The organism is Paeniglutamicibacter sp. MACA_103 (assembly GCF_045798555.1).
Classification (GTDB): Bacteria; Actinomycetota; Actinomycetes; order Actinomycetales; family Micrococcaceae; genus Paeniglutamicibacter.
The window spans coordinates 1-15,724 of sequence record NZ_JBIXLN010000039.1 but is presented as its reverse complement, the minus strand read 5'-3'; the positions used below and the strand labels follow the sequence as shown (position 1 = coordinate 15,724).

Sequence of the window (15,724 nt, the reverse complement as noted above, 5' to 3'; positions counted from 1 at the left end):
CCAAATGCCAGCGAGTGAGCGCGCTAGAGACTGGGCGAAGAGTCCAGCAATGTACGCGTGTATGCGCTTTTCGGGTTAGCGAAAACATCTTCCGCTGACCCGTTTTCCATAATTTTCCCGTTGTAAAGCACCGCTACCTGGTCACTCATGAATTCCACGACGGCCATATCGTGGCTCACGAAGATCATCGAGAGGTTCCGCGATTCTTGGATGTCCTTGAGCAGATTCAAGACGCGTGCCTGAACCGAAACATCCAGCGCGGAAACCGGCTCGTCAGCAACGATAAGTTCCGGTTCAAGTGCCAAACCGCGTGCTATGGATATACGTTGCCGCTGGCCACCCGAGAACTCATGCGCGTAGCGTCCCAACCAGCCCTCGGCCAGCTGCACTTCATCTGCAAGGGCTCGAGCCCGTATGCGGCGTTCCTCGGCAGAATATAGATTCTGTACGCGCATCGGTTCTTCAATGAGCTCCTGCAAACTCATCCGCGGATTCAGCGAATTTGATGAATCCTGAAAGATCATCTGCATCTTGCGGCGGTACAAACGCAGATCTTCTTTGCCCAAGGCAAAAATGTCTTGGCCCAGAACACGGACGGACCCAGAGGTCGGCTTGATGAGACCAATCGAGATCCGACCCAGGGTGGACTTTCCGGATCCGGATTCCCCGACCAGCCCCACGACTTGATTTCGTTTGACCGAAAGCGAGGCGTTGTCTACGGCGACGTGTTTGGAACGCTTGAACATGCCGCCAAGCTTGAACTCTTTGCTTACGTTGGTAAGCTCCAAGACGAGGTCGTTTTGGGTCTCGAGCTGATCCGTTTTCATAGCGTCACCTTTGAATAGATGGACTTATCGATCACCGGAAGTCGATGTGGTTGCCGGCCCAGCCGAGGCGCCGCTTCCAAAAGGCCGAGGGTGTAACCAGATCTCGGATTGGCAATGACTTCTTCGGTAGCGCCCTGCTCCATTTCGTAGCCATCCAGCATGACAACTACGTCGTCGGTATATTGCGAAACCAAACCAAGGTCGTGACTGATCAGGATCAATGCCAGATCGAGATCATCACGCAATTTGAGCAACAGTTCCAGGATCTGTTTTTGTATAGTGGCGTCCAGGGCGGTTGTCGGTTCATCCGCAAGCAGCAGGGCCGGGTTGCAAGAAATACTCATGGCGATCATGACGCGTTGTCGCATACCCCCGGAGAGCTGGTGAACATAGGATCCCAGTACACCTCGCCTTGGCGGAATCCCCACGAGATCCAGCAGCTCACTGGCGCGATTATGTGCCTGTTTTTTGCTTAGGCCCAAGTGCATACGCATGGGACGAATCATTTGCTCGCCAATAGTCATCGTCGGGTGCAGCGCACTCATTGGCTCTTGGAAAATGAAGCCGATCTCGGAACCGCTTAGTTTGCGCCGTTCTGCATGAGTCGCGGTGAGCAGATTTTTGCCCTTGTACAGGATTTTTCCCGAAGCAACCGCTACATCCGGCAATATCCCCATGATCGCAGTGGCAGTCATGGATTTTCCGGATCCGGATTCGCCGACAACGCCCAGTGTCTTCCCCGCTTCAAGCGAGAAGCTCAGCGAATGCACGACTCTGCTGGGACCTTCTGGCTTGAGGATGTCGACGTTCAGGTCGCAAACTTCAAGTAACACTTTTTCGCCTACGCTCATGGCGCTAGTCCTTGCTGTCTAAACGGATACGCGGATCGATCAGTGCGCAGACCACATCCACTAAGAGGTTCACCAACACAAAAATGATGGCAATGAGAAAAATGCATCCTTCAATGAGCGGGTAGTCACGGCGATCTACGGCTGTGAGCAGGAGCTTGCCCAATCCCGGAAGCGAGAAGACGTTTTCGGTAACTACTGCACCTCCGAGCAATGAAGCCATGGAAAGCCCAACCACCGTAACGACCGGTACCAGCGCCGCGCGGAACACATACTTCCCAGTAATGGTCTTCTCGCCAATGCCCTGGGCACGTGCGGTATTGACGAAAGGCTGGAACTTCGCATCCAAGACGCCATTGCGTGAATACCTGAAAAGTGTGGCCGCTTCCAGGACACCCAGCGCCAGGGCCGGCATCGCCATGAAGGAGAGAAACTGAACGAAGTTTTCCGTTGGAGCCACGTAGCCGGCGACGGGGAACCAACGTAAGATCACACCGAACACCAAGACCATCAAGATGGCCAGCCAGAACGTCGGCATGGCGATGCCGACCGCCGAACCAACAACCATGGCCTTATCCGCAGTTTTTGATGTGGTTGATGCCGCAATCGCTCCCAGAAGCGGGCCAAGCAAGACGGCAACAATCAATGCCAGAACGGCAAGTTGGGCGGTCACTGTGGCTGCAGCAAGGACTAGCTCGCTCACCGGGGTCCGGAGAAATATCGAGTCCCCGAAATCAAAGCGCACCATACGTCCGAGCCAGACAATGAATTGAAGGATGATGGGCTCGTTGAGTCCCATCTCTTCTCGAAGCTTTTCAATATCAGTAGCAGTGGCTTCTTCGCCAAGGATGACCGCGGCGGGGTCTCCGGGAGTCAGCCGCAGCAATACGAAGAGCAGAACCATGGGCACGGCGATGGTTGGCAGCAACGCCAATAGGCGCTTGAGAATGTAATTGAGCATTAGTGCTGTCCTTCCTTTGACGTGACCTTGGCAAGTGTCTTGAGTTTTGCGAGGCCCGCGATGCGGCGTGCTCGAGGATCCATGGAGTCTCGCAGCCCATCACCTAGGAGAATGAGGCCCAGTACCGTAATCAGAATGGCCGCACCGGGGAATACGCCAATCCACCAGGCAACAGCGATGTATTTTTGCGCGGCCGAGAGGCTGGCACCCCAGCTCGGTACTTCGGGTGGGATTCCGATGCCTAAGAAGCTCAGCGCGGCAATGGAGAGCACGGTTGCAGCGAAGCCCATTGTTGCTTGAACGATCAGGACGGAGACGGCTTCGGGGGCAACGTATTTGGAAAGAATCCATGAGTCTTTGGCACCCATGGCCCTGGCGGATTCGACCATGGCAGTTGATTTCACACTGAGTGATGCCGAACGAACCACGCGCGCAATCGGCGGAATCAAGACCACTGTTAGTCCGAAAACGACTGGTCCAACACCCCTGCCAAGAACGCCGACCAAGCTCATGACCAAAATGATATTTGGGAATGACATCATGCCATCGATGATGCGCATGACCACCGCATCAATTTTGGGGAAGTAACCGCAAATAATTCCGATCAGGTAACCGATGACGACCGCCAAGACCGTGCAAAGCGCGGAGATTCCGAGGGCAGTTTGGGCACCAAAGAGCAGCATGGTCCACATGTCACGGCCCTGGTCATCAGTACCAAGCGGAAATGCCGCCTGGGGTGCTTTCAACCGGTTTATCGGGTCAACAAAATTTGGGTCGCCACCAAGAACTGGCGCTAACAGGGCTAGGCAGGCCACCAGCAAAATAATGGCTGCACCCGTCATAGCGGAAGGGTCCCTTAGCAGGGTCTTTAATGTTGGTTTCATGTTTCTCTTCTTATCTGCGAACGATCAACAACGAGATTTCCTGCGCAGGCTGTGGGTGGTCCCGTCATCATGAATCACACGGAGACGGAACCACCCGCTCACACCCTCGTGTGTGCTTAGTTGCCGATCCATACGTTGTAGAAGCCGCGCACAGTTCCTTGCGTTGGTTCAAATCCACCGATACTGGCTCCGATTACGCTCAACCGCGGTTCGTGCCCGAGCTTAACAAATGGCAACTCGTCCCAGATCAGCTGCTGCATTTCATTCCAGGCAGGCAAACGGGCTTCGATGTTTTTGCCCGCAGTGACATCAGCCATCAACGACTTCTTTTCATCCGTGGCCCACCATCCCGGGAAATCGTCGTTGAGGAACACTACTGTCAGCGGGTCCGAATAGGCGGTACCGCCGGCAAGGAAGATATCCCACTTGGAGGGATCAGTACGGGCGGAGCCAAAGGTGGCCGCATCCATGGCCTGCAGGTCCACTACAAAACCAATGCCTTCCAGTTGCTGCTTGAGCAGGGGGCCGTAGCCATCGGAGTCGGGGCGGTAGAGCACACGGACCGGAGTGCCGTCGTATCCTGCCTCTTGAAGCAAGGCCTTACCGGCATCAACACTCCTGTTCTTGTAAATGTCTGCACCGGCATCCGAATACCATGGCGAGCCCTTAGGGAACAGGCTGGAATCATCAGCAAAGTACTCGGTCCCGCCAAGTTGCTGGGTGGCAATCGCTACTGGATCTACGGAGTTCAAAACCGCTTGTCGCATTTTCAGATCAGCCATAAGACCGGATTTGTTGTTCAGCTGCAGTAGCGAGAATCCAGCGCCCTCACTCACCACCGGTTCCAGTGATGGGTCCGCCTCATAGACAGAAAGCTGATCCATGCTCATGAACTGTGGAACGATGTGCGCCTGACCGGTACGAACCTGGTTCAGGGCATTGGCGTCGTTAAAGGGGATGAACTTAATCGTGTCAGCATAGGCTGTCTTGGCCCCGGTAGCACCATCTGCTTTTTCGCTGCGTGCGGCGTAGTCGTCAAAACGCGAGATCACGGCTTGCTGGTCGGTGGCGAAGCTGTCCAGCTTGTAGGGACCGGTGCAATCCAGTGAGGTCAGGTCCCCTGAACCGGCCGCTTCCAATGAAGCGGCTGACATGATGTAGGCACCGGTGTCCGGTGTTGCCAGCAGCGCTGGGATAGCACCCGTCGGTTGATTCGTGGAGATGGAAACGGTGAGCGGGTCAACGGCGGAAATTTTCTTGGTCAATGAGCTGAACAGCTCACCGGCATCCCCGCTGCCATAACGCTCCAGCGAGGCGACCACATCTGCTGCCGTCAGTTCGCCGCCACTATGGAATTTGACGCCTTCACGAATCTTGATGGTGTAAACACCGGTCTGTTCGTCATACTCGTAGCTTTCGGCAAGCCCGTTGTCCACCGTGGTGTTCGCGGCGTTGGCGAAGAGGCCCTCACACGTTGAGGCTGCAACCATCCAGTTCGACCGCGAGGTCGTAACGTATGGGTCGATCATCGCTGGGAGTGATGCAACGACAAGCTCACCACCGGTAACCGGTTCGCTGGATCCTGCAGCAGCGTCCGAGCTTGGTGCACCGCCGCAGGCAGAGAGTGCCATTGCGGCACAGAGCAGAGTGCCGATCTTCACAGCACTACGTTTCGAAATCATGGCGCAGCCTTTCAATAAATTCCAGGTGGGGAGCCCGCGAGTGGGGTTCAATTAGCGTAGGGGGTTTCGAATGTGAGGCCCATTTCAGTTACCGCGGTCGCGGTAACTGAATAGTATGCAGGTCCTGGGGTCGGTTTCACTCCAAAATTCGTGATCCTCCGGGACATCAAAAATACATGTCGGCACCTGACAATGGTCTAGCACCGTGGCCCTTCCTGTCGGTCAGTCACTTCATTCGGGCTTTCTCCGCGGCCATACCGCCCACGATCAGGAACACCGTTGAGGCCGATAGCCGTGGCACCCTCGGAGAACGCCAGATCCGCGTCGAAGATGAGTTGTGGTACCGGGTGAACAAGACCCGGCAGGCGGTCTGATGATCGTGCGGTACCCTTCAAGTCGCTGATCCCGATGACCAATTTTTTCACCATCGACGTCACTGCCAGCGCGGTGGACGTCGTCTTTCGTCATGCTGCACGCTGGGCGATCGGATCGTCCGGCCGTGGTGGTGATCCCAGACCGGCCCGAGCTTCCTCTATGCCCTGGTCGCGCTACGCCGGGCGATGTGGTCACAGCAAGTATCAGTGGCTTCCCGCTCCAAACCGAAACCACGCAAATACCCCGGGGCCTCATCGACACGCTAGCCTACGCTGCATGACCGATCCCGAAAGCGCGAAAGCCCATTCGTGGTCCCGCAATGTCCCGCGAACCGGCCGAGCGGTGGATTTTGGCGTTGTTAGGCGCGCCCGACGGCAGACCCACCTGCGTCACCGTGGGGCAACCGGAAAATGATGTAGGGCCGTGCGGGGATTTAGCCGGCGGAGTCCAGCTGGAAAGCTTCCAGGCGTGACTGCATCTCCCAATATGGCGTCGCGGCGGGCGCCTGCTTGCCGTCGCGCAGCGCATTGACGGCGTTCACGGCGGCGTCCACCGCTGCGCGATACGGCAGCGATCCGGAACTCACGCGCCGCACCCCCAGCTCCCCCAGTTCGGCAACGCCCAGCGTGGGATGTGCCAGCACGTTGACCGGCAGCCGGGTTCCGGCGGTGATGCCGCGAATGTCGTCATCGGCCCCCAGCCCGGGGACAAAGATCCCGTCGGCGCCGGCGTCTGCATAAGCCCGGGCCCTCTCCAGCACGGCATCCACCGTGGCCTGCTCGGAGAGCCAGAAGTTGTCCACCCGGGCGTTGATGAATACCCCGGGGCTGCGCTGCTTGATGGCGGCGATCTTGGCACCGGCCGTCTCGGGATCCACGAGGTGTCCGTCGCGGCTGTCCTCGAGATTGACCCCGGCAACGCCCAGGGCTGCCAGTTCGGCGACGAACTCGGCGACCTCGGTGGGGTCCTCGGAGTAGCCGTCCTCGATGTCGGTCGTCACGTGGAGGGGCAGGCGGACAAGTTGCGCCGCGAGCGCGAGCGTTGCGCCCTTGCTTGACCCCTGGCCGTCGGGAATGCCGGCACTGGCGGCAATCCCGAAGCTGGTAGTGCCGATGGCAGGGAAGCCCGCGTCGGCAAAGGCCAGTGCCGAGCCGACGTCCCACGCATTGGGCAGCAGCAGCGGCGAATCGCCGTGGTGGAGTTCATGAAACGTGGCCATGGTTTTTCCGTCCCGGGTCAAGCGAAATGCAGGATTCCCCCCAGCCTACAAGCAGGGCCCGGCCCCGCACCCGCGCCGGCCCGGGCGGCTCAGCCTGCGGGAACCAGTCCCGCCTCGGCCGGGCTGGAAATCGGGAAGTGGCATTCGGCCATGTGGAGGCGCTCGGCCGGCCCGATGGTGGGAAACCCCAGAGAGATCGTGCCATCGACTGCCCGGCCGGAGGCCTCGGGCCTGCGCGAGGCGCAAATGTCCTCGGCCTTCCAGCAGCGGGTGCGGAACCGGCAGCCGCTGGGCGGATCCAGCGGCGAGGGCAGCTCGCCGGCCAACACGATCCGCTTCGCCGGGCGCATGGCCGGGTCGAGCTTGGGCGAGGCCGACATCAGCGCCGCGGTGTACGGGTGCAGCGGACGGTCAAAGACGTCCTCGGTGACTCCGGATTCGATGATCCGTCCCAGGTACATCACCGCGACCCGGTCGGTCACGTGGCGGACCACGGACAGGTCGTGGGAGATGAAGATGTAGCTGACCCCCAGCTGCTGCTGCAGCTCGTTGAGCAGGTTCAGCACCTGCGCCTGCACCGAGAGGTCCAGCGCGGAAACCGGCTCGTCAAGGATGATCAAATCCGGGTCAAGGGCCAGGGCACGGGCGATTCCGATGCGCTGTCGCTGGCCGCCGGAGAACTCCTGCGGCGTCTTGTATGCGTCGGTGCTGCGCAGCCCCACCAGATCCAGCAGCTCGTTCAGCCGCTTGGATCGGGCCGCGGAACCCCGGTACAGGTCCCGGTGCGTGGCGAAGGGCTCGGAGATGATCTGCCCAGCGCTCATGCGCGCATTCAGCGAGGCAAAGGGATCCTGGAAGACCATCTGCACGCGCCGGCGCCAGGCCAGCAGCTCCTTGCCCTTGAGCGCGAACGGGTCCTGCCCGTCGAAGCGCACGGTGCCGGAGTCCGGCTGCTCCAGCATCATCAGGGTGCGGGCCAGCGTGGACTTGCCGCAGCCCGATTCGCCCACCAGTCCCAGGGTCTCCCCCTTGCCCACCGACAGGCTGATCCCGTCCAGGGCCTTGAGTTTCCGCGATCCGCCGCCGGCGGAAACGGTGAAGGACTTGGACAGGTCCTGGACCTCGAGGACGTTTTGCCGTGGCGTCGGGGTGTCGTTGGTGCTCATTGGTTGTCCTCAGGCAGTTTCGAAGCGGCGGGCGCGGCGACCGGAGCTGTGCTATCGCGCAGGGATTCGGAGAAGTGGCAGGCGGAGAACTGGTTTTCACCGCTCTGGCGCAATTCGGGGCGCTTGTCCCGGCAGATCTGCGCCGCCATCGGGCAGCGGTCCTGGTAGACGCAGCCTGCGGGGATGTTCTTGAGTTCCGGCGGGCTGCCGGGGATCGAGGACAGGTCGTCTCCGCGCTGCGCGTGGGTGGGCACGGATTCGAGCAGGCCCTTGGTGTAGGGGTGGGTGGGGGTGGAAAACACCGTGGCCACCGGCCCGCTTTCGACCACGTTGCCGGCGTACATGATGCACACGTCGTCGGCCTCCTCGGCCACCACCGCGAGGTCGTGGGTGATCAGCACGACCGCCATGTCCTCCTCCTCGCGCAGCCGGCGCAGCAGCGCCATGATCTGCGCCTGCACCGTGACATCCAGTGCTGTGGTGGGCTCGTCGGCGATCAGCAGCTTCGGGCCCAGCGCCACGGCCATGGCGATGAGGATGCGCTGGCGCATGCCGCCGGAGAACTGGTGGGGGTAGGCGGAGACCCGCACCTCGGGCTCCGGGATGCCGACCCGGCGCATCAGCTCGATGGCCTGGGCGCGGGCCTGCTTCTTGTTCATGCCGCGGTGGATCCGGAAGGCCTCGCCGAGCTGCGCGCCCACGGTGTAGACCGGGTTCAGCGCGGTCAGCGCGTCCTGGAAGACGATGCCCAGGCCCGGACCGGCGACCTCGCGGCGCTGGCGCGGACTCATCGAGTTCAGGTCCCTGCCCTCAAGCTCCACGGTTCCCCCGGCGACGGAGGCGACCGGGTCCAGCAGGCCGGCGATGGCCTTGGCGGTCATCGACTTGCCGCAGCCGGATTCGCCCAGCAGCGCCAGGGTCTGGCCCTGGTAGGCAGTGAAGCTGACGTTGCCGACAACGCGCACGGTGCCCTTCGGGGTGCGGATGTCGACGTCGAGTCCGGTGACCGCCAGCACGGCCTCGGCGGTGGCCGTCTCGCGGGTTTGGGGTTCAAGTACTTCCATCATCACTTTGCCTCCGTGGATGCGGGCTTCAGGGCCTTCTTGGCCGGCTTGTCGAGCGTCAGGCGCCAACGCTGGGCCGGATCGGTGGCGATGCGCAGCCAGGCGGCGAGCAGGTTCGCGGCGATGGCGGTGATCACGATGGCCGCACCGGGCAGGATCGACAGCCACCAGGCGGTCTGCAGGTATTGGCGGCCCTGGGCCACCATCAGCCCCCAGCTCACGTCGGGGGGCTGGATGCCGATGCCCAGGAAGGACAGCGAGGATTCGGCGAGCATGACGTAGCAGAATTCCAGCGTTGCCAGGGTCAGCAGCGTCGGGGTGACCACCGGGATCACGTGCATGGCGATGATCGAGTTGGGCTTGGTGCCGAAGGTCCGGGCAGCATCCACGAAGGTGCGCGACTGCAGTTCGGCGGATTCGGCCCGGGCGGTGCGCATGTAGATCGGGATGCGGGTCACGGCCAGGATCAGCACGATGTTGGCGACCGATGGGCTGAAGACGTAGAGGACCACGACGGCCAGCAGCAGCGAGGGGAAGGACATGATGATGTCGGCGATGCGCATCGAGATGTTCTCGCGCCGCCCGCGGTGGTACCCGGCCCAGACTCCCCAGAGGGAGCCGACGAGCAGGGCCACCAGGACCGCGGGGACCGCGACCATCAGCGTCGTGCGCGTGGCGACGATCAGGCGGGCGAGCACCGAGCGGCCCAGCGAGTCCGAGCCCAGCACGTAGGCCCACCCGTTGGCCGGGTCGAAGGGCGCCTTGTTCATGAACATCAGGTTTTGCTTGGTGGCAAGTTCGCCCATGAGCACGGGGCCGAAGATGGCCACGAGGATCACGAGGGCCAGGACCAGTGCCCCGACGGAGGCGAACTTGTCGCGCAATAGCATCCGGAACATGCTCGGTCCCCCGAGGCGTGCCTTGGTGGGCCGGGGCCCGCGTTCGCGCTGGATTGGCGCATTCAGTGTCTGTGTCATGGTCTTTCCTAGACGTTCGCGCCGGCGGCGGCAGGGACGTGGGGATCACTGGGGGTGGTGGAGTCGTTGGCGGGTGCGATGGCCCGCGCCTTGCGCCGGGCCCGGGCCCCCGCGGTGGGACGGACCCGCGGGTCCAGCAGCGCGTAGCCCACGTCGATCACGATGTTCAACACGAAGATCGCCAGGGCCGTGAGCAGCACGCAGGCCTGAAGGACCGCGAAGTCGCGTTGCAGGATCGAGTCGATCATCAGCTTGCCGATGCCCGGCCAGCCGAAGATCGTCTCGACCACCACGGCGCCGTTGATCAGCCCGACCGTGAGGTCCCCTGCCACGGTCAGGGCCGGAGCCGCCGCGTTGCGCAGCGCATGCCCGGTGACCACGCGGTACTCGGTGGCCCCCTTGGAGCGGGCCAGCTTGATATAGGGCTCGGAGAGGGAGGTGACCATGGCCCCGCGGATGACCTGGACCAGCGCCCCGAAGGGCCGCATCACCAGCGTCGCCACGGGCAGCACCCAGGCCGCGGCGCCCATGACGCCGGAGGTGGGCAGCCAGCCCAGGTAGATGGCGAAGACCCAGATGCCCACGATGGCCAGCCAGAAATCGGGGATCGAGGCTGCCGCCATGGAGACGAAAGACGCGAAGCGGTCCAGCACCCCGTTGGGCTTCAGTGCCGCCGCGGAGCCCACGATGATCGCCAGGACAATGGCGATCACCATGGTCATCGCGGCAAGTTGCAGCGTGGCCGGGAAGGCGCGCAGCGCCATGGCCGCGGCATCCTCCCCGGTACGCAGCGAGGTTCCGAAATCCAATCGCAAGAGACCACCGAAGTAGTCGGCCATCTGGAGAAGGACGGGCTGGTCCAGGCCGTTCTTGGCAATGAAGTCCGCCCGCATGGCGTCGGTGGCGTTCAGTGGCAGGTAGAGGCTTGCCGGGTTGCCGGTCATCCGGGCCAGGGCGAAGACACCCACCACCACGACCACCAGCGGCAGTGCGGAGGAGATAATCCTTTTACGCAAATAGGTGAGCATTATCCAGGTTGCTTTCAGTCGAATTCTTTATTGCCAATGCCTTGCGAAGGCCGGAGGTCGGGTTACTTGCCCTTGGTGACTTCAGCCAGGCGCAGTTCGTCGCCCGAGGAGGAGTTCGGCGTGTAGTCCACCGTGCCTGCCACACCGAGCATGCCGGTCTGGTGGGCGATGTGGGCGAACTGCACCACGTTGTCGTTCTGGTAGGCGAAGACCTTCTCGAAGGCGCCCTGGCGGTCATCGCCGGTGGCGGCGTCGGCCTTCTTGATCAGCTTGTCGAGCTCTGCGGTGCCGAAGGCCGACTGCGCGCCCTTGGTCATCATGTACTGGTCGACGGTGAAGGCGGCGTCGCCGGCCTGGTTGCCGTGCTGGGTCATCAGCATGATCGCGCCCTCATCATCCGTTGGGAACGGGCGGACCTGGTAGGTCAGGTGCTGGCTGGTCTCGAGCATCTTCAGCTTCACGTTCAGTCCGGCCTGGGTCAGCTGTTCCTGGATGACCTGGCCCAATTCCTCGATCTTGGGGAACTGAGCGGAGCGCACGACCAGGCTGATCTGGGCCGAGGTGTCAACGCCTGCGGCCTTGGCTTCCTCGACCAGTGCCTTGGCCTTTTCCGGGTCGTAGGGCCAGACCGGCAGCGAGTCGCTGTGCCCCACGACGCCCTCGGGCACCAGCTGGGCCGCGGCCTTGTCGCGTCCGCCGTAGAGCGAGGCCACGATGGCTTCCTTGTCGATGGCGTAGTTCACGGCCTGGCGGACCTTGATGTCGGTGAAGGGAGCCTTGTCGGCGTGCATGCGCAGCGCGACGGTCTCGTTGTTGGGGTAGGAAACGCCCAGGTCCCCGATGTTGTCTTCCGGGCTCAGGCCGGTGGCGATGTCTGCCTCGCCGGAGGTGATCATGGCGGCGCGGACGCTGCCCTCGCTCCTCCACTGGTAGTTGGCCTTTTCGAAGGCGGGAGCCTCACCCCAGTAGTCGGCAAAGGCCGAGGCGCTGATGCTCTGGCCGGCTTCCCACTTCTCGAGCTTGTAGGGTCCGGTGCCGATCGGTTCGCGCACCTTCTCGGTGGCCGAGGTTTCGGAGGGTACGACCTCCAGGAAGGAGAGGCGCAGCGGCAGGATGGGATCGGCCTTGGGCGCGGTGACCTCAAGGGTCGTGGCGTCGATGACCTTGAGCTTCAGGTCGTCGTCGCCGAAGACGTAGCCCTCGACGTTGCAGCCGAGCTTGCCGTTGACGGCGCGGTCAATGGTCGCCGCGGCGTCCTCGGCGGTGAACTCGGAGCCGTCGTGGAACTTCACGCCCTCGCGCAGCTTCAGGGTCCACTTGGTGTCGTCCGTGCTGGTCCATTCGGTGGCCAGCTTGGGCTCGAGTTCACCGGTGGTGGGGTTGCGTTCGATCAGCGGTTCGGTGATGGTCGACCGGACAACGACGCCGGTGCTGGTGAGGTTCGATTCGCAGGCCTCCAGCGTCGGCGGTTCCTGCTGCAGGACCACGCGCAGGGTGTCACCGGCGGCAGGTGCTCCGGCTGCGGAGGAACCGGTGGCCCCCGAGGAGTTGGCCACGGAGCAGCCGGACAGTGCCGTGACGCCCAGAAGGGCGCCGGCGGCCACGGCCAGGGAGAGTCGACGGGTGCGTGTCACGGGGGTCGTTGCCTTGCTGGAAAAAAACATCGGTGTTTCCTCTGCGGTGAGCGAATTGGACGAGTGTGAACGACCAATGCGAGGGGATCTGCCGGTCGTGTCCCCATAGCTTTGACGGCGGAAGCAAAGCGCGTCAAGGCCCTGCTTCCGCATGAACACGCGGTTTTGGGATGGCTTGGACCAAACCCGCGGGGACGGCGAATGTGACTCCCGCTACATCTGGCGGCTGAGCGGCCGTCAATGCCTCAACGGTATTGATCCATGCATTCTCCGTGTTGGACGCGCATGCATGGGCGTTCCTAAGATGCAGGTATGTCAACAGATACCAGCGCCTCCACGCGGAGCGACCACAGCCCCATCTCCGGAAACGCCATCGTGCGCGTTGGCCCGGTCAACCCCACGGTCGCGAAGGCACTGCTCGACGACTACGCTTCCTTGGTCCTCCCCGAGGCCGGTGAGTCGCGCGAGGAGTTTCTGAACGAGCACGGCGAGTCGATTCGCGTCGCGGTGTGCTCCGGAAAGATCGGCGTCGACACCGACCTCATGAAGCGCCTGCCGAACCTCGAGGCCATCGTGAACTTCGGGGTTGGTTACGACGCCTCCGACGTCGCCCAGGCCACCGAGCGCGGCATCCCGATCAGCAACACCCCGGACGTCCTCACCGATTGCGTTGCCGACACCGCGCTGGGCCTCTACCTCGACACCCTGCGTTCACTGAGCGCCGCCGAGCGCTTCGTGCGCGCCGGCACCTGGGCCACGGGCGTGAACTTCCCGCTGGCCACCCGCGCCAGCGGCAAGCGCGTGGGCATCCTGGGCCTGGGCCGCATCGGAGCGGCGATCGCCAAGCGACTCGCAGCCTTCGGCTGCGAAATCCACTATCACAACCGCTCGGAAATCGCGGCCAGCCCCTTCACGTACCACCCGTCGGCTGCCTCCCTCGCCGAAGCCACCGACGTGCTGGTCGTCGCGGCGGCCGGCGGGCCCGCCTCCGCTGGGCTGGTCGATGCAACGGTGCTGGAGGCGATCGGCCCGAAGGGCTTCCTGATCAACATTGCCCGCGGCAGCGTCGTTGACGAACAGGCCTTGGTTTCGGCCCTGCAGAACGGCGGCATCGCGGGCGCCGGGCTGGACGTGTTCGCCAGCGAGCCGCACGTTCCCGAGGAGCTCTTCGCCCTCGAGAACGTCGTCCTGCTGCCACACCTGGGCAGCGGCACGCACGAGACGCGCGCAGACATGGCGACCCTGACGTTGGACAACCTTCGCAGCTTCGTGGAATCGGGAGAGCTCGTCACCCCCGTCTCCTAGGCACGCCCAAATGGATGTGGCCCGCTCGGTTCTCCGAGCGGGCCACAAGCGTGTTCCCTCCGCGGGCCTGGATGCACCTCTAGATGAATTCAGTCTGGAAAACTTCCCCCAAACTACTTGTGTAATAAGTTATCAACTTATACGATAAGTAGTGTTCGCCGACACAGTCCGGCCATTCCCTTCCCAGGAGCACAGACCCGCCATGAGCTACACCCCCGACGCCATTCGCCACGTCAAGCTTTCCACCGCCCGGTTGCCCCTGGCCACCCCGATCTCCGACGCCAAGGTCTTCACCGGGCGCCAGAAGCCCATGACCGAGGTCATCTTCCTCTTCGCCGAGATCAAGACAGAGCAGGGCCATGAAGGCCTGGGGTTCTCCTACTCGAAGCGCGCCGGCGGACCGGCCCAGTTCGCCCACGCCAAGGAAGTCGCCGAGACCATGATCGGCGAGGACCCCAACGACATCGCCAAGCTCTACACCAAGCTCTTGTGGGCCGGCGCCTCGGTGGGACGATCCGGTGTCGCCACCCAGGCACTCGCCGCCCTCGACATCGCCCTGTACGACCTGAAGTCCAAGCGCGCGGGCCTGCCGCTGGCCAAGTTCCTCGGCTCGCACCGCGACTCGGTGCGCACCTACAACACCTCCGGCGGCTTCCTCAATGCCTCCATCGCCGAGGTCAAGGACCGCGCCAGCCAGTCCATCGAGGAAGGGATCGGCGGCATCAAGATCAAGGTCGGCCTGCCCGATTCCGCCGAGGACCTGCGCCGCGTCGCCGCGGTGCGCGAACATATCGGCCCGGATGTGCCGATGATGGTGGACGCCAACCAGCAGTGGGACCGCGCCACCGCGCTGCGCATGGGCCGCAAGCTCGAGGAGTTCGACCTGGTCTGGATCGAGGAGCCGCTCGATGCCTACGACGCCGAGGGCCATGCGGCACTTGCCGCCGCCCTGGACACCCCGATCGCCACCGGCGAGATGCTGGCCTCCGTGGCCGAGCACGAGCGCCTGATTGCCACACGCGCCTGCGACATCATCCAGCCCGACGCCCCGCGCATCGGCGGCATCACCCAGTTCCTGCGCCTGGCCACGCTCGCGGACCAGGCGGGCCTGGATTTGGCACCGCACTTCGCCATGGAAATCCACCTACACCTCGCCGCCGCCTACCCGCGCGAACCCTGGGTGGAACACTTCGACTGGCTCGACCCGCTGTTCAACGAACGCCTCGAAACCAAGGACGGCCGCATGATCGTCCCGAACCGCCCGGGACTCGGCTTCACCTTCAGCGACCAGGCCCGCGCCTGGACGACCGACACCGTCGAGTTCGGCCGCGCCTAAGCTCCCGGCCGCGGCGCGCGTGAAACGATTCTTTCCATGAAACCCAATCTGACGACCGGACTGGTTGAACATCTGCGCGAGCAGATCAGCTCCGGACTCATCGCCCCGGGCGAGAAGCTCCCGAGCGAGAACGCCTTGATCGCCGAGCACGGAGTCTCCCGCACTGTGGTGCGCGAGGCGCTGACCCGGCTACAGGCCGAAGGATTGGTCCACACGCGCCGCGGTGCCGGCAGTTTTGCCCTCACTCCCCCGGCTTCGGAAACCGGTGCGCAGGCGAGGGTCCCGCGGACCCTCGCCGAACGCCGGCAGTTGCTCGAATTCCGGATGGGTCTTGAATCCGAGGCGGCAGCCGCCGCCGCGCTCACGGCGAACCCCGGCACCCTGCCCGCCCTCGACGCGGCCCTTGAGGCGTTCAGGA

The 15,724-nt window shown here is 62.9% G+C and carries 14 protein-coding genes; 3 read left to right on the top strand and 11 right to left on the bottom strand.

Going from position 1 to position 15,724, the window contains the following annotated elements; translation table 11 throughout:
- Nucleotides 1–23: 23 nt before the first annotated feature.
- The 11 genes from ACIPVK_RS16735 to ACIPVK_RS16685 all read right to left on the bottom strand — a co-directional run bounded on the left by ACIPVK_RS16735 (nt 24) and on the right by ACIPVK_RS16685 (nt 12,695).
- Nucleotides 24–827, bottom strand: coding sequence for an ATP-binding cassette domain-containing protein (locus ACIPVK_RS16735; protein WP_407613112.1), 804 nt, complete (start codon nt 825–827; stop codon nt 24–26).
- Nucleotides 824–1,678, bottom strand: a complete 855-nt coding sequence (locus tag ACIPVK_RS16730) for an ABC transporter ATP-binding protein (protein WP_407613111.1) — start codon at nt 1,676–1,678, stop codon at nt 824–826. Before ACIPVK_RS16730 ends, ACIPVK_RS16735 begins: the two co-directional genes overlap by 4 nt.
- 4 nt (nt 1,679–1,682) lie before the next feature.
- Nucleotides 1,683–2,636 carry an ABC transporter permease gene (locus ACIPVK_RS16725; RefSeq protein WP_407613110.1) on the bottom strand — a complete coding sequence of 318 codons (954 nt, stop codon included), beginning with the start codon at nt 2,634–2,636 and terminating at the stop codon, nt 1,683–1,685.
- The gene (locus tag ACIPVK_RS16720) at nt 2,636–3,520 is read right to left on the bottom strand and encodes an ABC transporter permease (protein WP_407613109.1); all 885 of its coding nucleotides are present in this window, start codon (nt 3,518–3,520) and stop codon (nt 2,636–2,638) included. Before ACIPVK_RS16720 ends, ACIPVK_RS16725 begins: the two co-directional genes overlap by 1 nt.
- A gap of 116 nt (nt 3,521–3,636) precedes the next feature.
- The gene (locus ACIPVK_RS16715) at nt 3,637–5,202 is read right to left on the bottom strand and encodes an ABC transporter substrate-binding protein (protein ID WP_407613108.1); all 1,566 of its coding nucleotides are present in this window, start codon (nt 5,200–5,202) and stop codon (nt 3,637–3,639) included.
- Between the two features lie 808 nt (nt 5,203–6,010).
- Nucleotides 6,011–6,796 carry an isocitrate lyase/phosphoenolpyruvate mutase family protein gene (locus tag ACIPVK_RS16710; protein ID WP_407613107.1) on the bottom strand — a complete coding sequence of 262 codons (786 nt, stop codon included), beginning with the start codon at nt 6,794–6,796 and terminating at the stop codon, nt 6,011–6,013.
- A gap of 89 nt (nt 6,797–6,885) precedes the next feature.
- Complete coding sequence (locus ACIPVK_RS16705; protein WP_407613106.1) at nt 6,886–7,962, bottom strand: ABC transporter ATP-binding protein; 1,077 nt, start codon at nt 7,960–7,962, stop codon at nt 6,886–6,888.
- Nucleotides 7,959–9,029 carry an ABC transporter ATP-binding protein gene (locus ACIPVK_RS16700; RefSeq protein WP_407613105.1) on the bottom strand — a complete coding sequence of 357 codons (1,071 nt, stop codon included), beginning with the start codon at nt 9,027–9,029 and terminating at the stop codon, nt 7,959–7,961. The genes ACIPVK_RS16705 and ACIPVK_RS16700 overlap by 4 nt, the downstream gene beginning before the upstream one ends.
- Nucleotides 9,029–10,003, bottom strand: a complete 975-nt coding sequence (locus ACIPVK_RS16695) for an ABC transporter permease (RefSeq protein WP_407613104.1) — start codon at nt 10,001–10,003, stop codon at nt 9,029–9,031. Before ACIPVK_RS16695 ends, ACIPVK_RS16700 begins: the two co-directional genes overlap by 1 nt.
- An 8-nt stretch (nt 10,004–10,011) precedes the next feature.
- The gene (locus ACIPVK_RS16690) at nt 10,012–11,031 is read right to left on the bottom strand and encodes an ABC transporter permease (RefSeq protein WP_407613103.1); all 1,020 of its coding nucleotides are present in this window, start codon (nt 11,029–11,031) and stop codon (nt 10,012–10,014) included.
- Between the two features lie 62 nt (nt 11,032–11,093).
- The gene (locus tag ACIPVK_RS16685) at nt 11,094–12,695 is read right to left on the bottom strand and encodes an ABC transporter substrate-binding protein (protein ID WP_407613102.1); all 1,602 of its coding nucleotides are present in this window, start codon (nt 12,693–12,695) and stop codon (nt 11,094–11,096) included.
- Nucleotides 12,696–12,977: 282 nt separating this feature from the next.
- Here ACIPVK_RS16685 and ACIPVK_RS16680 point away from each other — a divergent pair, with 282 nt between their 5' ends.
- The 3 genes from ACIPVK_RS16680 to ACIPVK_RS16670 form a co-directional block, all read left to right on the top strand.
- Nucleotides 12,978–13,970 carry a 2-hydroxyacid dehydrogenase gene (locus ACIPVK_RS16680; RefSeq protein ID WP_407613101.1) on the top strand — a complete coding sequence of 331 codons (993 nt, stop codon included), beginning with the start codon at nt 12,978–12,980 and terminating at the stop codon, nt 13,968–13,970.
- A 202-nt stretch (nt 13,971–14,172) separates the two neighbouring features.
- Entirely contained in the window at nt 14,173–15,306 is a 1,134-nt protein-coding gene (locus ACIPVK_RS16675; protein WP_407613100.1) for an L-talarate/galactarate dehydratase, read from the top strand.
- Nucleotides 15,307–15,342: 36 nt separating this feature from the next.
- Nucleotides 15,343–15,724, top strand: a 382-nt coding sequence (locus tag ACIPVK_RS16670; RefSeq protein WP_407613099.1) for a FadR/GntR family transcriptional regulator, incomplete at its 3' end; no start/stop codon positions are given.